The sequence below is a fragment of the Streptomyces sp. SID13666 genome (assembly GCF_010548325.1).
In the GTDB taxonomy this organism is placed as follows: Bacteria; Actinomycetota; Actinomycetes; order Streptomycetales; family Streptomycetaceae; genus Actinacidiphila; species Actinacidiphila fildesensis.
This window is the reverse complement of sequence record NZ_JAAGLX010000005.1, coordinates 24,832-46,953: the sequence shown is the minus strand read 5'-3', so window position 1 is coordinate 46,953 and position 22,122 is coordinate 24,832. Positions and strand designations below refer to the sequence as shown.

At 70.3% G+C, this 22,122-nt stretch carries 22 protein-coding genes and 1 pseudogene; 12 read left to right on the top strand and 11 right to left on the bottom strand.

The window, feature by feature from the left end; all coding sequences use genetic code 11:
• Positions 1–3 precede the first annotated feature (3 nt).
• On the bottom strand, positions 4–993 hold the full coding sequence (locus G3I60_RS10780) for a LysR family transcriptional regulator (protein ID WP_164293134.1): 990 nt from the start codon (positions 991–993) through the stop codon (positions 4–6).
• Positions 994–1,247: 254 nt separating this feature from the next.
• On the opposite strand from G3I60_RS10780, the gene G3I60_RS10775 reads away from it, so the two are divergent.
• Positions 1,248–1,751: a DUF6817 domain-containing protein gene (locus tag G3I60_RS10775; RefSeq protein ID WP_164293133.1), complete on the top strand. Its 504-nt coding sequence runs from the start codon at positions 1,248–1,250 to the stop codon at positions 1,749–1,751.
• Positions 1,752–1,873: 122 nt separating this feature from the next.
• Here the strand turns inward: G3I60_RS10775 and G3I60_RS10770 are convergent, their stop codons facing one another.
• Both G3I60_RS10770 and G3I60_RS10765 read right to left on the bottom strand, forming a co-directional pair.
• Entirely contained in the window at positions 1,874–2,221 is a 348-nt protein-coding gene (locus G3I60_RS10770) for a nuclear transport factor 2 family protein (protein ID WP_164293132.1), read from the bottom strand.
• A complete protein-coding gene (locus G3I60_RS10765) occupies positions 2,214–2,855 on the bottom strand; it encodes a TetR/AcrR family transcriptional regulator (RefSeq protein ID WP_164293131.1) in 642 nt (213 codons plus the stop codon). Before G3I60_RS10765 ends, G3I60_RS10770 begins: the two co-directional genes overlap by 8 nt.
• A gap of 186 nt (positions 2,856–3,041) precedes the next feature.
• Here G3I60_RS10765 and G3I60_RS10760 point away from each other — a divergent pair, with 186 nt between their 5' ends.
• Complete coding sequence (locus tag G3I60_RS10760) at positions 3,042–3,455, top strand: hypothetical protein (protein WP_138352053.1); 414 nt, start codon at positions 3,042–3,044, stop codon at positions 3,453–3,455.
• Positions 3,456–3,501: 46 nt separating this feature from the next.
• On the opposite strand, the gene G3I60_RS10755 is transcribed toward G3I60_RS10760, so the two are convergent.
• Positions 3,502–4,095 carry an MBL fold metallo-hydrolase gene (locus G3I60_RS10755; RefSeq protein ID WP_138352054.1) on the bottom strand — a complete coding sequence of 198 codons (594 nt, stop codon included), beginning with the start codon at positions 4,093–4,095 and terminating at the stop codon, positions 3,502–3,504.
• A gap of 139 nt (positions 4,096–4,234) precedes the next feature.
• Here G3I60_RS10755 and G3I60_RS10750 point away from each other — a divergent pair, with 139 nt between their 5' ends.
• On the top strand, positions 4,235–5,143 hold the full coding sequence (locus G3I60_RS10750) for a GlxA family transcriptional regulator (RefSeq protein WP_164607089.1): 909 nt from the start codon (positions 4,235–4,237) through the stop codon (positions 5,141–5,143).
• Positions 5,144–5,191: 48 nt separating this feature from the next.
• Here G3I60_RS10750 and G3I60_RS10745 read toward each other — a convergent pair whose 3' ends face one another.
• A complete protein-coding gene (locus G3I60_RS10745) occupies positions 5,192–6,259 on the bottom strand; it encodes a methyltransferase (protein WP_164293130.1) in 1,068 nt (355 codons plus the stop codon).
• Between the two features lie 420 nt (positions 6,260–6,679).
• On the opposite strand from G3I60_RS10745, the gene G3I60_RS10740 reads away from it, so the two are divergent.
• The 4 genes from G3I60_RS10740 to G3I60_RS10725 all read left to right on the top strand — a co-directional run bounded on the left by G3I60_RS10740 (position 6,680) and on the right by G3I60_RS10725 (position 9,429).
• Positions 6,680–7,507, top strand: coding sequence for an alpha/beta fold hydrolase (locus tag G3I60_RS10740; RefSeq protein WP_164607048.1), 828 nt, complete (start codon positions 6,680–6,682; stop codon positions 7,505–7,507).
• A gap of 104 nt (positions 7,508–7,611) precedes the next feature.
• Positions 7,612–8,187 carry a hypothetical protein gene (locus G3I60_RS10735; protein WP_164607046.1) on the top strand — a complete coding sequence of 192 codons (576 nt, stop codon included), beginning with the start codon at positions 7,612–7,614 and terminating at the stop codon, positions 8,185–8,187.
• A gap of 96 nt (positions 8,188–8,283) precedes the next feature.
• Entirely contained in the window at positions 8,284–8,793 is a 510-nt protein-coding gene (locus G3I60_RS10730) for an SRPBCC family protein (protein WP_138352058.1), read from the top strand.
• A 321-nt stretch (positions 8,794–9,114) separates the two neighbouring features.
• A complete protein-coding gene (locus G3I60_RS10725; RefSeq protein WP_164293127.1) occupies positions 9,115–9,429 on the top strand; it encodes a hypothetical protein in 315 nt (104 codons plus the stop codon).
• Between the two features lie 105 nt (positions 9,430–9,534).
• Here G3I60_RS10725 and G3I60_RS10720 read toward each other — a convergent pair whose 3' ends face one another.
• From G3I60_RS10720 to G3I60_RS10710, 3 genes are all read right to left on the bottom strand, one after another.
• Positions 9,535–11,073: a carboxylesterase/lipase family protein gene (locus tag G3I60_RS10720; protein WP_164293126.1), complete on the bottom strand. Its 1,539-nt coding sequence runs from the start codon at positions 11,071–11,073 to the stop codon at positions 9,535–9,537.
• Between the two features lie 32 nt (positions 11,074–11,105).
• Positions 11,106–11,453 carry a DUF3703 domain-containing protein gene (locus tag G3I60_RS10715; RefSeq protein ID WP_164293125.1) on the bottom strand — a complete coding sequence of 116 codons (348 nt, stop codon included), beginning with the start codon at positions 11,451–11,453 and terminating at the stop codon, positions 11,106–11,108.
• Positions 11,454–11,518: 65 nt separating this feature from the next.
• Positions 11,519–11,986, bottom strand: coding sequence for a hypothetical protein (locus G3I60_RS10710; RefSeq protein WP_164293124.1), 468 nt, complete (start codon positions 11,984–11,986; stop codon positions 11,519–11,521).
• A gap of 182 nt (positions 11,987–12,168) precedes the next feature.
• Here G3I60_RS10710 and G3I60_RS10705 point away from each other — a divergent pair, with 182 nt between their 5' ends.
• Together G3I60_RS10705 and G3I60_RS47055 are read left to right on the top strand one after the other, a co-directional pair.
• Positions 12,169–12,372: a cold-shock protein gene (locus tag G3I60_RS10705; RefSeq protein ID WP_164293274.1), complete on the top strand. Its 204-nt coding sequence runs from the start codon at positions 12,169–12,171 to the stop codon at positions 12,370–12,372.
• 213 nt (positions 12,373–12,585) lie between these two features.
• Positions 12,586–12,834, top strand: a pseudogene (locus tag G3I60_RS47055) (helix-turn-helix transcriptional regulator); the annotation flags it as partial.
• Between the two features lie 345 nt (positions 12,835–13,179).
• Here the strand turns inward: G3I60_RS47055 and G3I60_RS10695 are convergent.
• Complete coding sequence (locus G3I60_RS10695) at positions 13,180–14,610, bottom strand: M1 family metallopeptidase (RefSeq protein WP_164293123.1); 1,431 nt, start codon at positions 14,608–14,610, stop codon at positions 13,180–13,182.
• Between the two features lie 437 nt (positions 14,611–15,047).
• Entirely contained in the window at positions 15,048–15,644 is a 597-nt protein-coding gene (locus tag G3I60_RS10690) for an HD domain-containing protein (protein WP_164293122.1), read from the bottom strand.
• 120 nt (positions 15,645–15,764) lie between these two features.
• On the opposite strand from G3I60_RS10690, the gene G3I60_RS10685 reads away from it, so the two are divergent.
• A complete protein-coding gene (locus tag G3I60_RS10685) occupies positions 15,765–16,022 on the top strand; it encodes a hypothetical protein (protein WP_164293109.1) in 258 nt (85 codons plus the stop codon).
• A gap of 118 nt (positions 16,023–16,140) precedes the next feature.
• Here the strand turns inward: G3I60_RS10685 and G3I60_RS10680 are convergent, their stop codons facing one another.
• The gene (locus G3I60_RS10680; protein WP_138352065.1) at positions 16,141–16,380 is read right to left on the bottom strand and encodes a hypothetical protein; all 240 of its coding nucleotides are present in this window, start codon (positions 16,378–16,380) and stop codon (positions 16,141–16,143) included.
• Positions 16,381–16,520: 140 nt separating this feature from the next.
• On the opposite strand from G3I60_RS10680, the gene G3I60_RS10675 reads away from it, so the two are divergent.
• Positions 16,521–17,615: a M20 family metallopeptidase gene (locus tag G3I60_RS10675; protein ID WP_164293273.1), complete on the top strand. Its 1,095-nt coding sequence runs from the start codon at positions 16,521–16,523 to the stop codon at positions 17,613–17,615.
• A 633-nt stretch (positions 17,616–18,248) separates the two neighbouring features.
• Positions 18,249–21,941: a family 78 glycoside hydrolase catalytic domain gene (locus G3I60_RS10670; protein ID WP_164293121.1), complete on the top strand. Its 3,693-nt coding sequence runs from the start codon at positions 18,249–18,251 to the stop codon at positions 21,939–21,941.
• The last annotated feature ends 181 nt before the right edge of the window (positions 21,942–22,122 follow it).

Genomic DNA, 22,122 nt, shown 5'->3' with positions numbered 1-22,122 from the left:
GCTTCACGCTAGGCGTGGCGGTGCGGCCGGCGCTTCTCTATTCCTGACCGGTTCCGTCACCTGCGCCGCCGTGCACGGCGACGCCCCCAGCGCGGCGCCCGTCGGCCAGGGGGTGCAGTTGTGGGCGACGGTGTCGGCGAAGGTGCGGGCCAGCGGGCTCAGGGCGTCCCAGCGGCGCACGGCCCATCCGGCGGACAGGGCGGGTAGTACCGGGATCGGGATGAGCCGGAGTCCGGGGTGGCTGGGCCCGCTCCAGCCGGGAAGGGCGGGCACGACGGCATGGCCGAGTCCCAGTTCCGCGAGGAGGATCGCGGTGTCCCAGTCGGCGACACTGGTGTCGGACGCCAGCTGGATCCCCAACTCGGCGAAGCAGGTGTCGAGATGGGCGCGCGAGGTCGAGTTCTCGGGGAGCCGGATGAGCTGGACGGACGCCAGATCGGCGGGCTCGATGCGGTTCTTGGCTGCCAGCGGATCGTCGGCTTTGACGGCCAGCACCCAGGGCAGTTCGACGACGGGACGTTGTTCGATGCCGCGGACGGCGGCACCGATGGTGATCCAGGCAAGGTCCAGGTCGTTGGCGGCGAGTGCGTCGAAGCAACTGCGGCTGGAGGTCTCGGTCTGGAATTCCAGGCTCACCTGGGGAAAGCGCTGCCTGAAAGCGACGACGGCCTCGGACATGAAGTGCCGGACGGTCGTGGCACCGGTCGTGATCCGTACCGATCCGCCGTCCCCACGTGCAAGGTCCCGCAGTCGGCGCAGTGCCAGGTCGATGCCGCCGATACCGTCGCAGGCCGCCTCGTGGAGGATGCGTCCGGCAGCGGTGGGTGCGACACCTCGGGGATGCCGTTCCAGCAGGCTGAGGCCCAGTTCCCGTTCCAGTCGCCTGACGTGCTGGCTCACCGCCGACTGCGTGCACGAAAGGTCCCGGGCGACGGCGCTGAGATTGCCTGTTCTGCACACCGCGACGAAGACACGGAGGTCGTCAAGAGTCACGCGATTCAAGGTATCGCTTGGGGAGTTGCAAGCAAATCAGAGGATTGACTTGGGTCTTGTCGCGGACGACGATCGCTTCCGGTACCAGGGCGGCAACCCGCCCAGCGGTTGGGCGAGGGTCCGGACCCTCGCCCGGGCGCTGGAAGGGTGCCGACCCGACCGTCCGAAGGGAGCTGTCGATGGAGAACGCAGCGTCAGCGCCGACCGGACACGGTCCGGCGCGGGACAACGCCGTAAGTGATGCCGTCGCATTCATGCGCACCTTGGGTGCGGCAGAGATCGAGCATCCCGGAGGGACGCTGCTGAAGCATCTCCTACGGGTCAGCCGGCTGCTGAAGGCATGGGGCGCCCGGCGCGATCTGCAACTGGCCGGCCTGTGCCACGCCTTCTACGGAACCGACGGATTCGCAACGGCGTTGTTGCCGCTGGAGTCCCGAGGCGAGTTGGTCCGACGCATCGGAGCGGGCGCGGAGGAGCTCGTGTACTTCTACGCCAGCTGCGACCGGAAGGCCTCCTACCGCACCCTCACCAGCGAGAGCGGGACGTTCCGCGACAGGTTCACCGGGCGCAGCTTCCTCCCCGGCCCGCACCAACGGCGGGACTTCGCCGAACTCACCGCGGCGAACGAACTGGACCTTGCCGCCATCAACCCGGCCTTCCCCGCAGAATCGGGAGACGACCTGCTGGGTCTGCTCACCCGGCTGCGGCCGCTACTGAGCGACCACGCCTGGGAACACACCCAAAAGGTCCTGACCTGACCTGACGTCCGCTCCGAACTGGGCCGGCCCGGGCCGGCAACACCTTGACCGGGTCCCGCACCTGGAACAGGTGGTCGCCGAGCTCACCCGGAAGGGCGTTCCCATCAGGCCGCGTGACGCGCTCAGGCGGGAAGGAAGAACCCGGTCACGTCGGCGAGGCGGCCATTACGGTGCACCGCGCTGCTCACGCCTGACATGAAAGCCCCGCCGTCCGGTCCGATCTGGGTCCAGCGGGCCAGCGACCGGTCGTGGTGGTCGAAGACCTCGTCGATGCGGAAGCGATGTCCGGGGAACGCCCCGGCGAAGCCGTTCATGTAGGCGTCCAGTTCGGCCAGACCGCCGACCTCGGTTCCCGGGTCCCGGTAGGCGACGTCGTCCACCGCGACCGCGCCGAGCGCGGTGAGCCGTATCGCGGGGTCGGCCGACCAACACGCGGCGTAGTCGTTCCAGAGCTGCTGTTGGTCACTCATCGTTGTTCCTCATTCTTGATGCGTTGGCTTGCTGGGGTGTCTTGGCCTGCCCGGCGCCGATCGAGGCCAGGGCCCCGTCGGTGATGGCGTGCAGTTTGGCGGCGGCCGTACCGGAGCGGACGAGGACCAGGAGGCCTTGGTAGAGGGTCAGGAGCTGGACGGCCGACACCTCGACGTCAAGTTCCGCCGGCAGGAGCTGCTGGGCGCGGGCGCGCGTCAGTGCGTCGGCGAAACCCGACTCGATCGTCTCCAGCCCCCGGCGTACGCCTTCCGAGGCCTGCGGAACGGTGTAGGACTCCACCGCGGTGTTGGTGAGCAGGCACCCCGGATCGGGTTCCGGGCCGGGGTTCGCGTCGAACGCCGAGGTGAAGAACGAGCGGATGCCGGCCACCGGGTCCTGCGTGTCGAGCAGGTGAAGGCGGACTCTGCCCTCGACCACCTGCTCGTTGTAGGCGTCCAGTGCGGCACTGAACAACCCCTCCTTGCTCTGGAACGCGCGGTACAAGCTGCCCGGGTGCATCCCGGTCGCTTCTTCGAGGTCGCGCAGCGAGGCGCCGAGGTATCCACGACGGCGGAACAGCCCCATGGCGGAGGCCAGTACCTCCCCCCGGTCCCACACCTGTTGACGACCCATCACCGCTCCTCGTAGTTGAACGATCGCTCACAAAATAGCATGCGCGACGCCGCGACCGACGCAGAAGCTGTCGTCAGACCCTCCGCCTGAGCGCTCACACCTCGGATAACATCCCATACCCGAGGCAACAAACCGGATATGACGCCCTGTCGGACCGGCGCCCGTGACCGAGGGGAACCGCTGCACGTGACCGAGCCCGCCGAGTCTGCCGAGCCCGCAGAACCCGAGCGCACCCTGCACTACGCCGACGACATCTCCGCCGCCGACGTGGACGCCCTGGCCGCCTTCCTCGACGACCGGCTCAAGGCCCTGGCCAGCCGGCACCGGGGCCAGCCCGAGGAGCAGCGCGCCACCCTGGGGCTGGTCAACGTGACGCACCATCTGATGTCGTCGCTGCGTCACCATCTGGAGCAGCGCTCGGCCCGGCCCGGCGAGGCGGCCGCCGAGGCCCTCGACCGCTGCCTGGACATTCAGCGGGACTGGAACCTGCTGTGCGAAGCGGTGTCCCCCTGGCGCGATGCCGAGGGCTACGACACCGCGCGCTGGCACCACCTGCAGCACCTGGACGCCGCGGCCCGTACCCGGTCCAGCCACTGCTGAATCGGGCACGACGGGCACGACGGACACGCCGGGCCCGATGATGCGGCTAGCGCGGCGCGGTGTCGTCGGACGTGAACGGGCCACCGTGGCCGGGCACGATCAGGTCCGCGGCGGCCAGGACCCGGAGCCGGGAGGCGCGCAGTACGTCGCGGTCCGGGGCCACCGGGTCGTCCGCCGGGCCTTCCGAGTGCCACCACAGGTCGCCCGCGAACGCCACCACTCCCGAATCCGTGCCCGCCAGCAGCGTGATGTCCTCGGGGCTGTGTCCCGGCGTGCGGATCAGCCGCAGCGACGGGGTGAGTTCGTAGCCCTCCGCGTCCCGGTTCGTCCACTGGTCACCCAGGTACTCCACCTTGTGGTCATGGACCCGGGCTCGTCCGAACAGGCCCACGTTCATGGTGTTGTCCGGGTGGTGGTGGCTGAGCACCACGTCGGTGATGTCGTCCGGGCCGAGGCCCAGCTCCGCGAGCGGGTCGAGGATACGGTCGCGGCTCGCCACCATGCCCGGGTCGAAGATCACATGCCGTTCGCCGTCGGTGATGTAGGAGACGGTGGCGGCGACTCCGGGGCCTGTGGAGCCGACGTAGCCGGTAGTCAGGATCGTGTACACGGCGCTGCGGCCGAGCGGTGCGTCTGTCATGCCCCCAATCCTTCCGGGCCGGCCGGCCGCTCACGAGTGGCACTGCTGCCCCTGATCGCAGGATTCGTGCCACAGATGCGACACTGCTCCTGTGCCGCCTTTCGTGACTGTCGCCGCGTACGTCCCGCCGGGTGTCGGCATGCTCGCCCTCGGCATCGTCACGGAGGTGTTCGGCCCGCACGGGGAGGGGCTGCCCGGCTTCGACTTCGCCCTGTGCAGCGACCGGCCGGGGCCGGTTCCCACCGACCTCCGCGTGCCGCTCCTGATCGAGCACGGCCTGGACCGCCTGGCCGCGGCCGATCTCGTCATCGCCCTGCCGTGGGCCGGTTTCCGCACGCCGCTCGAACCCGCGGTGCTCGACGCGCTGTCGGCCGCGCACGAGAACGGCGCGCTGGTCGCGGCCCACTGCGTCGGCACGTTCGCGCTCGCCGCCGCCGGACTGCTCGACGGCCGACGGGCCACCACGCACTGGCGGTTCGCCGAACTGCTGGCCCGCCGCTACCCGGATGTCGCCGTCGAACCCGACGCCCTGTACATCGACGAAGAGCGGATCACCACGGGTGCGGGAGCGGCCGCGGGCTTCGACCTGTGCCTGCATCTACTGCGGCGGGAGTACGGGGCCGCGATGGCCAACGCCGTCGCGCGGGACATGGTGCTGCCCTCCCACCGGGACGGCGGGCAGGCCCAGTACCTGGCAGCCCCCGTCCCCGAGGACTGCCAGGACGAACGCCTCACCGAGGTGATCGCCTGGGCCCGCGAACACCTCCACGAGCCGCTTCCCGTCGCGGAACTGGCCCGGCGCGCCGTGATGAGCAAACGGTCCTTCGCCCGCCGCTTCGCCGCCGCGACCGGTACCACCCCGCACGCCTGGCTGCGGAGCCTGCGACTGAGCAGCGCCGAGGAGCTCCTGGAGACCACGGACCTGCCGGTCGAGGAGATCGCCCACCGGGTCGGTTACGGCAGCGCCGCCGTACTGCGTGCACAGTTCGTGCGCCGCCGGGGTGTGCCACCCCGCTCCTACCGCCGCTCCTTCACCCGCGTGCCGTAGCGAACAGCCCGCGGTCGCCGCTCGCGGACTCCCCCGACGCCGAGCTCCTCACGCACCACCCGTTGCGGCAGCGGACTGCGGGACGCAGTCGAGGACCACGTGGCCGAGTGGTGTCGTGCGGACGCCCGCGACATGCAGCCCGCTGCCGGCCGCCAGGGCCGAGTACTCGTCGACGCTCCGCTCCCGGCCGCCCGCCAACACCAGCATGCGCAGGTCCATCTCCGCGAAGCCCGCCGGATCGTCGCCGGACGTACCGTGCCCCTCGATGACGACGACCCGGCCGCGCTCCCCGGCCGCCTCCGCGCACCTGCGCAGGACGGCGCGGGCCTGCGCGTCGTCCCAGTCGTGCACCACCCGTCGAAGGACGTAGACATCGGAACCGGCCGGCAGCGGGTCGAAGAAGCTCTGCCCGACGACCTCGCACCGGTCCGTCAGCCCGCGCGTGGCGAGGAACTCCCGGCCCCGCTCGGCGGTCGCCGGAAGGTCGACCAGAGTGGCCCGCAAGTCCGGGTGGGTTTCGAGCAGCTCGGCGAGCAGGGCGCCGGTGCCCCCGCCGACATCGGTCACACGCCGGACCGCGGACCAGTCGTAGCCTCCCGCCTCGTCCGTCACGAAAGCGGCCCTGGACGACATGTTGGCGTCGAAGGAGGCGCCCATCCGCGGATTGGCCGCCAGATAAGGCCAGAACGGGGCGCCGAAGACCGTCTCCCAGGCAGGCTCCCCGGTGCGGACGGTGTGCAGCAGGCCGGCGAACGCCAGATCCATCGTGCCGCCGAAACCGTCGAGGTCGAGCCCGCGCCGCAGTTCCGCCGGATGCCCGGAGCGCAACAGCTCCGCGATCTCGTTGACCGCGAAGTGCCCTGGCTCCGGCTCGGTGAAGACGCCATGGCACACCAGGTGCCGCAGCATCCGGCCGAGCGCGTCCGGATCGGCCTCCGAGCGCCGGGCGAGTTCGTCGATCTGCCCGGAGCCGTCGGCGATCAGGTCGGCGAGGCGCAGCGTGGCGGCTGCCCGCAGGGCCATGGGGGTGATCAGATCCATCAGCGGCGCGATGGTCCGCCAGGCGCGCAGCACGCTGTCACCCTCGTCCGCGTCCTCCGGGGCCGTCCGGTCCATGGTCGTCTCCCTGCGTCGGGCGACCCGCCGGTGCTCGCGGTGGGCCGCGATGCGTTGTCCGCGGAACCGGACTTCGTTGCCCGTATCAGACCAGACGGAAGCCGGCTGCTCCAGCCAACAGGTGCACCACGGACCAGGACCAGCCGACCGTCACCGAGTTCATGGGCTTCAGCCGCTGTTTCCAGGGAACCGGGCGATGAATCCCCAGGTCAGGAGCCCCAAGGAGATCCTCGCGACACGTCACCGGCCCCGCGTGACCGCAGCGCCGCCCGCCCCGGAGGAGGGGCCCTCACCCTCGTCGGACACCCACTGTCGCAGAGCGGCTCATACCGTTGATCGGTAGTGTCGGAAGGGATCGCCGCTCGCTTCCCACGCCCGGAGCGCGGACCGGGGCGGCCGAGCGGAGGGAGGCAGGCTGTCATGACCGTGATCTCCCTGAAGTCCGCCGTGGTGCGGGGAGGCGTCACCCTGCCCTACGCCGAGGCGGGCTATCCCGGTGGCACACCGGTGGTCTTCGTGCACGGGCTCTCCGACTCCTGGTGGTCCTTCGAGCCCCTGCTGCAACGCCTCCCGGCGTCCCTGCACGGCTACGCGCCGACCCAGCGCGGCCACGGCGACGCCGACCGTCCCCCCGACGGATACACACCGGAGGATTTCGCCTCGGACCTGGTGTCCTTCCTCGACACCGTAGGCATCGAGCGCACTCTTCTCGTCGGATCCTCGACCGGCGGGGTCACCGCCCGGATCGTCGCCGGCAGCCACCCCGACCGGATCTCCGGACTGGTCCTCATCGGCGTCCCGGCCACGCTCGCGGACAAACCCACCACGGCCGAAATGAACGAGACGGTCCAAAGCCTCTCCGACCCTGTCCCCCGCGCATTCGTCGAGACCCCCCTGTCCGGCATCATGGCCCGCCCCGTTGCCAGAGGACTCATCGAGACCATGATCGACGAGCGTCTCAAGGTCCCCGCCCGCGTCTGGAAGGACACCCTGCACGGACTGCTCGAAGCCGACCTCGCCGCGACGCTCGCAGGCATCCTGGTGCCGACGCTCGTCATCTGGGGCGACCAGGACGACTTTCTCCCGCGCAGCGACCAGCAGGCCATCCTGGACGCCATCCACGGCACACGTCTGCTCACCTACGAAGGCGCGGGCAACGTCGTCCACTGGGAACAGCCCGAGCGCGTCGTCGCCGACATCGCCGCATTCGCCACCGGCCTCGCGCGCCCCGGCTCCAGCACACCGTGAGTTCCGGGCCGGCGCCGGTCGGACCGGACGTCCGGCCCGAGTTGGCCGGACGTCCGGCGCCCTGAAGGGTGGTGCTCGGTGGGGTGGGCGCGGATCCTGTGTGGATGGATGACACGCGAACCGTGGTGTTCCGCTGGCAGGCGCCGTACAAGAAGCCGTGGGTCTTCGAGGAAGGAGCCGTCACCGTCTGCGTGTTGCTCCCGCTGACGGTGTTGTTCTCGTTCGTCCTGCCGGTGGTGGCCTTCCTGCTCGTGCCCTGCGTCATCTACGGGATCGGATGTTCGGGACGCGAATGGGTGCGTACCTGGAGGTCGGTGGTCGATGTGCGGGTGGAGACGGGTGCCCGGCGACGGCTGGTGCTGCGGCAGCGGTACGGGCGCCCCCGCTCCTACCCGCTGGACGCGGTGACTGCGGTGCGCCCGCTGCAGGTGGGAAGCGTCTCAAGAGTCATGGTGGACGCGGGAGAGGACGACGAGCGGGAGGAGACCGACGAGATGGCGCTGCTCCTGGAGGTGGGCAAGGTGTCCCACACCACGTACAAGGCACCCCACCTCTCCACGGCCACCATGTGGCCGTTGGTGGAGGAACTGCGACGCGCGTGCCCTCACATCGTCGTGGCGCCGACCGAGTACCGGATGCGCTACTTCGTCGACGTCGAACGGGGCATGTCCCCCGGCTGAGCGCGGAATGCCTCCCGCTTCGTTGCGCGAGTGCCTGACGATGGTGACACCTTCGCTACTGGCGAGTAGGGTCAGGCTCCGACGAATGGAGTTCCCATGGCCCGCACGTTCACCGTGTCGCGCAGCATCCTGATCGAGGCCGCCGCGTCGACCGTGTACGAACAGGTCAGCCGGCCCGCGCAGATGGGACGGTGGAGCCCCGAGAACCTCGGCGCGACCCTCTCCGGCGAGGACGAGTGCGCGCCCGTCGGTCTCGTCTTCGACGGGCACAACAAGCGCGGCCCGTTCCGCTGGACCACCCGCTGCACGGTGACCGCCTCCGATCCCGGCCGCCGTTTCGCCTTTCGCGTCCATGCGATCGGGCTGCGCCGTCCCCGTCTGTCCGCCCCCATCGCCTCCTGGGAGTACCGCCTGGAGGACTCCGGAACCGGCACCAAGGTGACGGAGACCTGGACGGACGACCGCCGCTCGTGGCCCACCTTCGTGGCCAACGCCTTCGACCGCGTCGCCACCGGCGGCCACACCTTCGCCGCGTTCCAGGTCCGCAACATCGACAGGACGCTCCGCAACCTGAAGCGCGATCTGGACGCCTCGACCAACGCCTGACCACGGTCGGCTCTGTCGTCGGGGCGCGGTAAGCACCCACGTCGGCAAAGAGCGCGCCTCACGGGATCGGCACGATGGGCTCCCGCTCCCGGTGGACGAATCCGGTCACACCCTCTGACGCGTCCCGGTCTTCTTCCTGTGGTCTTCGGCGGGAGAACGCTGGTCCTGGAACGGCTCACGTGGCCAGGCCCGGGGCCGGAACCGTCCCCTGGTGAACCTGCCGCGGGACCGCTCCGCGAGGGGTATCCGACGTGCACCACTCCGGGACGTCTGGATCCGGTCAGCCGGCCGCGTCACAGCACGCCGGTTGCCGAGCACCCATTGCTCCGCGATGAGCAGGAGTCGACCTTCGTCCTCGACCACACCCCACCTCCACAACCGCCCCCGGGTTGGCTGCTGCGGTCCTGGTTCTTCCCGGACACCGGCACCTTCCACTGCTCGCAGGAGGCTGCCTCGTCGGGTCGTCTGCGGGTACGGACCCCGCGCACCGCGGACCGCGAGCAGGCAGCGGCGCTTCTGTCGGCCTGGCGGGCAGTGACCGCCGAACTGGACGCCCAGCCCGGTCTGACGCCCGACGCCCTGACCGTCCCGCCCCGCGCCTTCGTCTTCGCCCACCGCTCCCCGGTCCGCGACTGACCACCGGCAGGTCCAGAACGTGGCGCATGGCTTCTGAAGGCCACAGCCCCTGGCCGACGGGCTTCACCGACGTTTCTTCGCGCCCTTCGGACGGTACTTCCGGACCTACCGGCCGACCAGCGGCAGCGCTGGGAAGGTGTGGTCCTGCCAGATCAGGCGGGAGGTCTCCTCCGGGTAGGCGGTGACCGTCGGGCTTGTGTCGAAGAGCTGCACGAGGCGTTGCTCGGTGTCGTACGCGGGCCAGCCGGGGTCGCCGTGGGTGGCGAATGCCGTCCACGCGGCGCGCATGTGGGCGGAGAGCGCCTCTGCCTCCGGGGACGGGCTCTCACCGATCAGCAGGGCGGGCTGGCCGCGGTCCAGGTTGCCGAAGACGAGCGGCACGTCGAGGCCGTGGCAGGCGCCGAACGCACCGCCCATGCCCGGGGCGGACCAGGTCAGCTCGTAGACGTGGGCACGGCCGCCGCCGGCGGTCTGGGCCTGGGCCAGATGGAGGGTCGGCATACGGAACAGCCAGTCGGAGTGGACCAGTTCGTACAGCTCGTCCGGGCCGGCCGCCGGGAACCCGTCACGGTATCGGCGTGCGCCGTCCCCGTCCGGGGCGAAGATCTGCAGGGCAGCGGCCGCCTGATCCGGCGTCACCTGGCCGAGCAGGCCTTCGAGCGCGGTGAGCAGCCGCTGCTCGTCGCGGGTGTGGCCGACGAGGAGTTCGATGTCCCGGGCGGCGCCGGCGGCCAGGGCCTGCCATGGCGTGACCGGCAGCGTGTCTCCGTCGACGACCGGCGAATACGGGATCGACCGGTGCGCGACCTGACCCCAGCGTTCCACCCACTGGGCCATCTTGGCGCCGACCGCATCGCCGGCGGCGGACAGCCGGGCCGGGGCCACCGTGGACAGATCCGCCACCGTGGGCCGCAGCCCCAGTTCGGTGGCGCAGGCGGTGGCGATGTCGGCGGCGAGCTCCGGCGAGAAGAACGTGCCCGGCACGCTCTGCGCGACGGCCCGGCCGAAGAGCCCGGCCGCACGCGGCATCGCCAGGAGCGCGGCGACGGATCCGCCGCCGGCCGACTCGCCGAAGACGGTGACGCGGTCCGGGTCGCCGCCGAAGGCCCGAATGTTGTCGCGCACCCACTCCAGAGCGGCGACCTGGTCCAGCAGGCCCCGGTTGGCGGGCGCCCCTTCGATCTGGCCGAACCCTTCAAGGCCCACACGGTAGTTGAACGTCACCACGACAACGGCACCGTCACGCGCCAGGCGGCCGCCGTCGTACTCGGGAAGACCGGACATGCCGACCGTGTAGGCACCGCCCTGGATCCACACCATCACCGGCAGCCCCGCACGGGGGCCCGGCTCCGGTGACCAGACGTTGACCGTCAGCCAGTCGTCGCCCACCGCGTCCCGCGCCAGCGCGGCCATGCCCAAAGCGCCGCCCTGAGGGGGCGGCGGGCCGTACGACACAGCCGGCCGCACGCCGTCCCATCCCGGCACGGGCCGCGGCGCCGCGAACCGCAGCGAGCCGACCGGCGGCTCGGCGAACGGGATCCCGCGGAAGACCGCGACGCCCTCTTCCCGGCTGCCGCGCAGCGCCCCGGCCGCAGCGCGGACTTCGGGCTGGGACCCGGACGGCTCGGACGCGACAACATTCATCACAATTCCCTCGCTGGGCAGGTGGGGCGCGATCACAGCGGTTCGCCTCGGCCCGGGCACCAGGAATTCGCGTCGGCCCGGACACTCGGATCATCTCGCTGTACCACGATGCCCGCCAGCCATTTACGGACAGCCCGGACTTCCGGACCGGTCGACAGGGCTGCCATGCCGTAGAGGAATATCTGCGAGGCCACCCTGTCCGGAGGGCGCTGTCGCCAGGCGGTCGTCGCCAGTGCGCGGTGCGCGGCCAGGTGGTGCGCCAGGACGTCGTGACCGATGTTGTGCGCCTGGCCGAAGCGCCGGTAGGCCGAGCGGAAGTCCCGTGCGGTCAGGGCCTGGTGCCCCTGCCGCATCGCGGATTCGTAGTTCGATTCGGACATGATTCCCCGTATTCCCCGTTTCTCCTGTGAACGCAGGGGATGACGGACCGCCGGACCGGGTCGGGTCACAGCCCCGCGATGAGCATGTCGAAGGCCTCGTCGAGAAGGTCGTCCAGATCGCGCGGGTCCACCCGGCCGTGGTTCTCCGCCGCCTGCAGTGCCGCGAAGGCCGCGCCGATCAGCAGCGAGGGGTACATGCCGGCGGACCGTGGCGGGCCGACGCGCTCGGCCACCTCCGCGGCCAGGGCCGCGATGGTGGCGTCCACCTGGTCCAGGCGCATCCGGGAGAACAGCTCCGGATGACGCCGGTAGAGCTCCTGCAGCAGCTCCCACTCCTCGGCCTGGTGCGCGAAGTCCGCCGCGCGCACCATCGCCTTGACGGTCTCGCGCACCGAAACGACCACCGGCTCGTCGAGCGGCCGGGCGCGCAGCTCGGCCACGATCTCCTCGGTCGTCCACTGGTGGGGCTCGATCGAGAAGACGTCGTCCTTGGTCGGGAAGTAGTTGAAGAAGGGCCGGTCCGGCTGCTCCATGTAGCGAGCCGCGCACGAATCGGCTAACTTTCCTGCTAGTAGTCGTGGATCCGAAGTCTCAGCGCCCGCGGTTCGCACCGTGGGCGTCGTGCTGTGCGGCAATGTCCGAGGACCAGGGCGATCACCTCAACACGGGGGCACTGACAAGACAGTGCCCCGAGATCCTGGACAAGGGGACAAACATGGCCACCGGTGTCGTGAAGTGGTTCAACGCGGAAAAGGGCTTCGGCTTCATCGAGCAGGACGGCGGCGGGCCGGACGTCTTCGCCCACTACTCCAACATCGCCGCCCAGGGCTTCCGTGAGCTCTTCGAGGGCCAGAAGGTCCAGTTCGACGTCACTCAGGGCCAGAAGGGCCCGCAGGCGGAGAACATCGTAGGAATCTGACCCACGTCTCGGCGCCCCGCACCGGTTCTCCTTTCCGGTGCGGGGCGCCCTGCCCCACCGATCCGGTGGGCAGCGCGCTGGGCAAGATCATGCGCGTGCTCCCGGAGCTGGTCGCCAACCCGGCGCAGGCCGTAAGAACGGTCACCGCGCTGGGCCCGGACTCCCAACCGGGCGGCCCCCAGCCCCGAAACCACGGCCGCGCTCGTCGAGTTCCGCGCCGCGCACCGCGGGCTGCGACTCGGCTACCGGATGGGCCCCGACCGGGAACGGGTCATGGACGACGACCCGTGGGCGGTCGTCGTGCGCCATGGCCGCTGGTATCTGCTGTGCTGGTCACACACGAAGAACGCGCGACGGGTCCTCCGCGTGGACCGGATCATCACCGTCGACGCCCTCGGCTCCGCCGGCGCCCCTCCGGACGGCCTCGACCCGGCGGAGGCACTCGAGGAACATCTGGCCGGGGGCTGGAAGTACGAGGTGGAGCCGGGACCCAGCACGCCGCGCAGCTGCGCGGCTTCCTGCGGCGAGGCGACCACACCATGGCACCCGGCCCGGTCGGCCAGCCGTGTAGAAACGGCACTGGTCGCCCAGCCGGTCGACGATCTCCTCAGCTGCTCGGCGGCTGTCGAAATCCAGGGCGGCGATGATCGGGTCGCTTGGCTGCACCGCGCCATTGTCGCCGGTCGCGCCGGTCGTCCCGCAGTCGGTCGTCTGCCGTGGGTCTCGTGCCCTGGATCTCGGCCGCGTGGGCCTGGACCTCCCGCCGTCAGCCCCTGGCGGGAGGTCCGTCATGCGCTGCCGGTCGTGTCAGGGCTGGGACGGCTTGCCCGCCGTACCGATCCACGTGTGGAACAACCTGTCCAGGTTCTTGCCGGACTGCCGCTCCGCGAGACGGATGAACTGCGCGGTGGTTCCGTGACCGTCGCGGTTGTCGGTTGCCCAGGTACGCAGGATCCGGAGGAACGTCTTGTCACCGACCGCCTGGCGCAGCTTCTGCAGCGCCATGGCGCCGCGTGAGTACACAGGTGCTTCGAAGATGTGCTCCCCGCTGCCGGGGTCGGCGGGCGGGAACGACCACAGTTCGTCGTCCGCGGGAGTGGCGTACAGGTCGTCGAAGGTCTTCTGCGCGCTCTGGCCGCCGTGCTGCTCGTCGTAGAACCATTCGGCGTAGGTCGCAAAGCCCTCGTTGAGCCAGATGTCCTTCCACGTGGTGAGGGAGACGGAGTCACCGAACCACTGGTGCGCGCTCTCATGGACCAGGGTGCTCAGGTCCGGCGCCCGGTCGTACACCGGCCGGGTCTGGGTCTCCAGCGCGTATCCGACCTTCGGCGCGTGGTCCACGATGGCTCCGGCGGCCCGGAAGGGATAGGGGCCGAAGACCTTGCTCTCCCAGTCCAGAACCGACGGAAGCTTCTTGAGTACGGGTGCCGAGGCGGCCGCCTCACGAGGGTCGACGGCGTTGTAGACCTTGAGGCCGCCCGGGGTGGTGTACTGCTCGACCTTGAACGTGCCCACGGTCGCGGTGGCCAGGTACGCGGCCATCGGCTCCGACTGCCGCCAGCGGAACGTGGTGCGTCCGCCGGAGGTCGTCTGCCCGAGGAAGACACCGTTGGCGACAGCGCTGCGCCCCTGAGGGACGGTGACGGTGAAGTCGTAGCTCGCCTTGTCCTTCGGGTGGTTGTTGGCGGGGAACCACGTCATGGCGCCCTGCGGCTCCCCGGCGACGAACGCTCCGTCGTCCGTGGGGATCCACCCGTCCAGGGAGCCGTCCGGGTCGGTGACCGGCTCGGGTATGCCGGCGTACGTGACGACGGCACGGAACTCCCGGTCCTTGGCGATGGACTTCCTCGGGGTGACCACGAGTTCCTGTCCGTCACGGGAGAAGGCCGCGGTGGCCTGATCGACCGTGATGCTCGTGACCTTCAACCCGTTCAGATCCAGATTGAAGCGGCTCAGCTGTTGGGTGGAACGCGCGGTGATGACTGCCCGCCCGTCGAGATGGCGGGTCCCGGGGTCGTAGCCGAGGGTGAGGTCGTAGTGCTTCACGTGGTAGCCCCCGTTGCCCGCCAACGGGAAGTACGGGTCGTTCACACCGGGCGAGCCGGCGGTGCCGGCCGCCGCGGGCCCGGCAGCGGAGGCAAGGAGCGCCACGACGGCGATGGGGAGGCCTGCCGCGACAAGGGCTCCTCTCCGGCTGATGGCCGAGCGCCTGGTGGGCTGCTGCAGGGATGGCGTCACAAGTGCTCCTCTGAACGTGCCGGGATGGCGGCGGTGTGCGGTGGCGAACCTCGTCTGGCCGTTACTGCGTTTGCTTCGTTCCGCAGGTGTCGCCACCTGTTAGTGATCAGTGTTGAGGGAAAGTCCCACGGGCACCAGCGAGCCCAGCAGACTGGCCCGCCCCCGGCCCTCGACCCTGGCCCTGGCTCTGCCCGCCAAGAGACCGCCCCTGGCCGGTGTTCCGTGCGGCTCCCCAGCACTCCACCTGGCCATCGCCGAGGTGCGTGCGCCTGGTCGCTGGTCCCTTCGGGTGAGGCAACCCCCAACACGGCGCCTCCCACCACGCCTGCGGCAGCTCCTATCGGCCCCCGGTTCCTCGTCGATTCCACATAGGCCACGTGAGGGAACGCGCCCCGGCCCAGGGTGGGAGCCAACTCCCGGCGAGGGTTTCGCGGCCGCTATGCGTGCGCCAGGAAGGACGCTTGGAAGGCGAGTCGGCCGTCGGCGCCGTTGCCGATGTCCTCCAGCAGTCCATCAAGCGCGAGGTACTCGTCCCAGCGCGGCCTTCCGGTTGCTCGGACCAGCCGCGAGATGATGAGGTCTTCGAGGTCTGGGACGCGCTTGTTCTTCCAGACCTTGTCGGCTGCGCTCACCAACAGGTCCTCGAGCGTGATATCGGGATCCGACCATGCCGCGTGCGTGCCGGCGAAGCGGGCTCGCTCCGGGACGAACCCGTGCGCCAAGAGCAGTTCCCTCCCCGCCTCTTCGTGCGACGAGCCGGGCCCGGACAGCTCAGCTATGTGCACCGTTTTGCCGATGTCATGCGTCGCCGCCCCGAAGAGAACAGCTTCGCGGTCGAGGGCGAGGCCGGGGCAGCGATGAACCACCCACTCGACCAGCTGAACTGCGACATCGTGGACAGCACGCAAATGGGCAGCCAACCGCGGCGGAGCGTTCAGGGCCAGAAGCAGGTCTGCCACCGGCGGCGGGAGCGGCCGCAGTGGCGGGTCGGCAGAGTCGTGCAGAGCTCGGGAGAGGCTGTCTGATGGTGCCATCGGGGCAGACTACTGAGATTCGAACGGACGGCGCCCCGTCCACAGGTCATATCCGGTTGACGGTGATCAGGGTGGTTGCTGTACTTCGCTGCTGTACCGACGACCGGAGCGGAGGGGTTCATGAGCGGCGGACTGCCCGAAAGCGTGGACCACGACATCGCCGAGGGCCGAACCATCGTCGCCATCAAGGGAATCTGCGACTCCCTGGGATGCTCCATCCGTGAGGCCGTGGACATCTACGCGGCAAGGCACGAGGAACTTCTGCGTGACCGCCCGACGATTTCACCGTCGGACCGGACGAACAGCTCACCCTGCCCGGAGTCTTCTCACCGACCGAACGCGAACAACTCCTCGCGGCAGCGGTCGACCGGATCGTGACGCCGTAACCCCTCGCCGGGAATGCGTCGGCCCGCCGGACTTGGTCCGGCGGGCCGAGGGTCGGGAACTCATCCCCGCGAGTGGCCTCTCCTCCTGGAGAGGCCACTCGCGGGTTCTGTTACTCCGGGGCTGTCACGTCCGATACCGCTTGGACGAGGCTCAAGGCCAGGGCGTCGAAGTTCTCCCGATGGAAACTCAACTTCACGTGGAAGTTCTCCGCCGCGAAGTATGTCCTGTCGATGAGGAAGACGGTGGCTGCCGCCGTGAGTGCCGCATGGATGGCGTGCAGCTCCCGCAGATCCAGGACGTAGTCGCGGGTGGCCTTGTGATCACCCGCGAGCCTGGTCGGCACCCTCACCGGAACGGCACCCGCGGACGGCGCCGCCGTCCACCGCCTGGCCCGGGCGCTTCGGCCGTCGGCCCCGTCCTCGCACACGTGAGACCGCCCTCCGCACCGCCGACCAGCACGACGTTCCCGAGTAACCTTGCGCCGTGACGATGCACAGAACTGCCGACGCGAGTGTTGAAGCGATGCTCGAGGACCTCAGGACACTCGTCGAAATCGAGTCTCCATCGCGCGACCTCAACGCCCTGACGGCATCGGCCAAAGCTGTCGCCGCCGTCATCGAGAGCCGCCTCGGCGGGGCGGCCGTCCTTGTCGAGAGCGAAGCGGGACCGCACGTCCACTGGTCGGCCGGCGGGGATCCCAAAGTGCTGATCCTCGGTCACCATGACACGGTGTTTCCGCTCGGCACCCTTGAACGCCGCCCGTTCAGGGTCGAAGACGGACACGCGACCGGCCCCGGAGTCTTCGACATGCTGGGCGGTCTGGTGCAGGCCGTTCACGGCCTGGCGACGCTCGACGACCGTTCAGGCGTCGAGATCCTGATGACCGCCGACGAAGAGGTCGGCTCCCACTCCTCGCGCGCCCTCCTCGAAGAACGAGCCATCGCCTGCGGCGCCGTGCTGGTGCTCGAGGGCGCCGCTGACGGCGGCGCTCTGAAGACCGGCCGCAAAGGCTGCGGCACGTTCCACGTCACCATCACTGGACGGGCGTCGCACGCGGGCCTTGAGCCCGAAGCCGGCGTCAACGCCCTGATCGAAGCCTCCCACCAGGTCCTGGACATCGCGGCGCTCGGCCGACCCGGCATCGGCACGACCGTCACCCCGACCGTCGCGTCCGCGGGAACCCAGGACAACGTCGTTCCCGCGGAAGCGACCGTCCTCGTCGACGTCCGCGTCGAGTCGGCCGATGAGAAGGAACGCATCGAATCCGCCTTCGCGGCCCTCGCTCCGCATCTCGAAGGGGCCCGGATCACCGTTCAGGGAGCCGTCGGCCGACCCCCGATGCCCGAGTCGGCATCGACGCAGCTCTTCGCGCTGGCACAGCAGCTGCTTCCCGACCTCGAAGGCACGGCGGTCGGCGGCGGAAGCGACGGCAACTTCACCGCGGCCCTGGGCGTGCCGACACTCGACGGCCTCGGAGCAGTCGGCGGCGGCGCCCACGCCGACCACGAGTACCTGGTGATCGAAGCGATGGCCGAGCGGGCGCATCTTGTCGCCGGCCTGGTGAACGCGATCCAGAACGCGTAGAGGGGCATGCGGAGTGCGCGACCTGCCGCGGATAACGCGATCCGCGCGGGTCGCCGCTCGGAAGCATGAGGCGCGCTCACCCCCGCGGCAGCGGAACTGGGCGGCGCGGCCAGCGGCCTGCTCACCGCCGGCCCCGTCGCGCGCCATCTTCATGAGCTCGCCACCGCACTCCGCAACGCACCATGACGCCACGTTGACTCCCGTGACTGCCGTGACTCCCGATCGCCGGGCGAGTGCCGCATTCCAGAGATCGGCTCCATGGCCATGAATTGAAACGATATCGGCGGAGTGTGTCGACACGGTGGAGTACGCCCGATCGCACGGAAGCAAGCGCAGGCGAACGGTGGCAGACGGGCCACGTTCCGAGAACAGGGCTGGCAGGCGCAGGTCTCTGGACAGCAACAACCATCGAGATTAGGGGTGTTGGACCTGCCAATCGACCCGTAGGGATCAGGCCACCGGCCCATTCAACACAGGGTTGCCGGGCTCAGGTCCCGCCGTGAGAGCGGCTGTCGAATCCCTGGACGGCATGGGGGTGGACGCCGTAGCATCCCGCCGAATGAATCGATTCATTCCTAGGTGGGAGTAGCCATGCCGCTGGACGAGCCGTCCCCCTCCGGGCACGACCGACGCATGATTCTGAAATGGGGGCTCGGCGGAGCCGCACTCGCCGCGGCGGGATTCCCCGCTCTGACGGCCGCCTCCGCGAGCGCCGCACCGGCCGCAGGAACCGTGCTGCCCGTCGCCCTCACCGGTGCGCACTGGGTGTGGTTCCCGGAGGGCAGCCCGGCGAGTTCCGCCCCGACCGGTGACCGGTACTTCCGCCGGGCGTTCACCGTCCCGGCGGGCGCTGTCACCGAGGCGCAGTTCGTCGTCACCGGCGACGACACCGTGGACGTCTGGCTCAACGGCACTCCCCTGGCCTCCTCTCCCCGGGCCGCCGACTCCTGGGCCCAGGCGCTGTACGTCGACCTCCAGTCCGCACTGCTCCCGGGGACGAACACCCTCGCGGTCGTGGCCCGCAACGCCTCCACCGGTCCGGCCGGCCTCATCGGGCGGGTGCACGTCGTGGCCGGTGGCACCGGCGTCGACCTCGTCACGGACGGGGCCTGGAAGGCGTCGCAGACCCCGGCGGGTGACTGGGAGCAGCCCGGGTTCAACGACGCGTCCTGGCCTGCCGCCGCCGACCTCGGGGCCTACGGGTCGGGTCCGTGGGGAAGCCGCGTCACCGCGCCCGACCCGGCGGCCGCCTCACCGCTGAGCGTCGCCTCGGCCACCACCGAGCGCCGCACCGACCCGCTCGGACTGGACGCCGCGCGGCCCAGGTTCGGTTGGAAACTCACCGGGGCCGGTGGGCAGGCGCAGGGCGCCTACCAGGTCATCGTCGCCACTTCCGGTGCGTTGGCCGATGCCGGTACCGGCGACGTCTGGGACAGCGGCCGCGCACCGAGCGGGCAGTCCGTCGACGTCGTGTACGGCGGCCCAGCGCTGGCCTCGCGGACCCGCTACTACTGGCGGGTCAAGATATGGGACACCCAGGGACGCGTCAGCGCGTGGGGTGCCGTCCGGACCTTCGAGACCGGTCTGCTCGCCCCGGCCGCCGAGTGGAAGGGCGCTTTCATCGGGCAGCCGCTGTCCACCGCCGGGCTCAGCGGCGCCACCTGGATCTGGTACCCGGAGGGCGACCCGGCCTCCGGCGTCCCGGCCGGGACCCGCTACTTCCGCAGGACCGTCAGCTTCACGGCCGCCCCGTCGTCCGCCACCCTCGTCGTCTCCGGCGACGACACCGCCACCGTGTGGGTCAACGGCACCCAGGTCAGTTCCGCCACCGCGTGGCAGCAGGCCTCCGTCGTCGACGTCACGAGCCGGCTGCACGCCGGATCCAACACCATCGCGGTGTCGACGCAGAACACCAGCCAGTCGCCGGCGGGCATGATCGCCCAACTGACCGCGACCGGCAGCCCGGTCGTCAACACCGACGCCACCTGGAAGGCCGCGCAGACGGGACCGGCCGGCTGGGAGCAGCCCGGCTTCAACGACTCCGCCTGGGTGCAGGCGAAAGCGGTGGCGGTGTATGGGGGCGGGCCCTGGGGATCCGGTGTGGCGATACCGCAGGCCAAGCCGTCCCCGCTGCTTCGCAAGGCGTTCACGGTCTCCAAGCCGGTGGCCACGGCACGGCTGTTCACGACGGCCCTGGGCCTGCACGAGACGCGGCTCAACGGTGCCAAGGTCGGCAACGACGCGCTCGCACCCGGTTGGACGGACTACTCCAAGCGCGTGCAGTACAAGGAGTACGACGTGACCGCCCAGATCGCGCAGGGCGCCAACGCGCTCGGCGCGTGGCTGGGCAACGGCTGGTACACCGGCCATATCGGCTGGCACGGGCCCCAGTTCTACGGTGCGCAGCCCTGGTACTCGGCGCAACTGCACCTGACCTACACCGACGGAACGACCTCGCTGGTGGCCACCGACAGCAGTTGGAAGTACGCACCCGGCCCGATCCGGGTCGACGACCTGCAGATGGGCGAGGAGTACGACGCCCGGTCAGCCGTGGCGGGTTGGGACGGCGCCGGGTTCAACGACGCGGCCTGGAGCGCCGTCACGGTGCGCTCGGGTGCGCTCCCGAACCTGGTGTCGCAGGTCGACGAGGGGGTCCGGGTGCAGTACGACCGCGTCCCTGTCGCCCTCACCCAGCCGAAACCCGGTGTGTGGATCTTCGATCTCGGGCAGAACGCCACGGGCTGGGACCGGTTGCGGGTGTCGGGGCCCGCGGGCACCGTCGTGACGCTGCGGCACGGCGAGATCCTCAACGCGGACGGCACGCTCTACACCGACAACCTGCGGGTGGCGGGCCTGGGAACCGACCGGTACACCCTCGCGGGCACCGGGACGGAAACCTACGAGCCACGGTTCACCCTGCACGGGTACCGGTACGTCGAAGTGACCGGCTTCCCCGGCACCCCGACGACGTCCGCCCTCACCGGTCGCACCGCCTGGACGTCCGCCGCTCAACTGGGCACTCTGACCACGTCCAACGCGCTGCTCAACCAGGTGCAGCAGGCGATCGTATGGGGACAGCGGTCCAACATGCTCGCGGTCCCCACCGACTGCCCGAGCCGTAACGAACGGCTCGGCTGGACCGGTGACATCGCGGCCTTCGTCGATACCTCGACGTACAACATCGACATGTCGTCGTTCCTCAACAAGTACACCGACGACCTGACGGACGCCCAGCACGCCGACGGATCGTTCACGAACACCGCACCGGACACCCAGGACGGCTCGGGCGTCGCCGGCTGGGGGGACGCGGGCGTCATCGTCCCGTACACCCTGTGGCAGCGCACGGGTGATGTACGCGTCGTCGACGAGCACTTCGCCGCGATGGTCCGGTGGGTGGAGTACCTCCGGTCGACCGCCGACGCGAATCTGATCCGTGACCAGGGCGGTTTCGGGGACTGGCTCAACGTCAACGACGACACCGCCCGCAACGTCATCTCCACGGCGTTCTTCGCCTGGGCGGCTCGGCTGGTGTCGAGGATGGCGCGGGCCACCGGGCGCACCGCGGAGGCCACCACCTACGGCACCCTCGCGGACCAGGTCGCCGCCGCTTTCACCAACTACTTCGTCGCGGCCAACGGAACGGTGTCCGGCAACACCCAGACCGGGTACGTGCTGGCGCTGGCCTTCGGACTGGTCCCGGAGAACCGGGTGCAGTCGCTGGTCGACCGGCTGGTCTCGAAGGTCGCCGCTTCCGGCGGGCATCTGTCCGTCGGATTCCTCGGGGTCAAGGACCTGCTGCCGGTCCTCACCGACCACGGCCGCGCCGACATCACCTACCAGATCCTGCTCCAGCCCGGGTACCCCGGCTGGGGGTACATGATCAGCAGGGGCGCGACCACCATCTGGGAGCGCTGGGACGGCATCCGGACCGACGGCAGCCTCCAGGACGCCGGGATGAACTCGTTCAACCACTACGGGCTCGGCTCGGTCGGCGACTTCCTCTACCGCCAGGTCGGCGGCCTCGGCCCGGCGTCCCCCGGCTACCGGGCGCTGCTCGTCGCACCCCGGCCCGGCGGAGGGCTGACCTCGGCACGTGCCGCGTACGAGACGCCGTACGGTCAGGCGGTCAGCGACTGGTCCGTCTCCGGCGGGGTGTTCACCCTCAAGGTCACCGTGCCCGCCGGTACGTCGGCGACCGTCCGGGTGCCGGCCGGCTCGGCAGCCGCGGTGACCGCACCCGCCCAGGCGGTGCCTTTCGGCTACGCCCAGGGCGCCGCGGCCTTCCGGCTTCCCGCCGGGAACCACACCTTCACCGCTCCGGCCTGAGTCCTGGTGTGAAGTCCTGGCACGAGCCCGGGCCTGAGCGCCGACGCGATGGGCGGAGGGACCTGCCCGGCGGCGCCTAGGCCATTCGGGTGGGCACCGAAGCCGTTCCGGTGAACGTCATCGCTCGCCTGCGGCACCTGTGCGGTCCCCTTCTCGGCGAAGGGGACCGCACAGGTGCCGC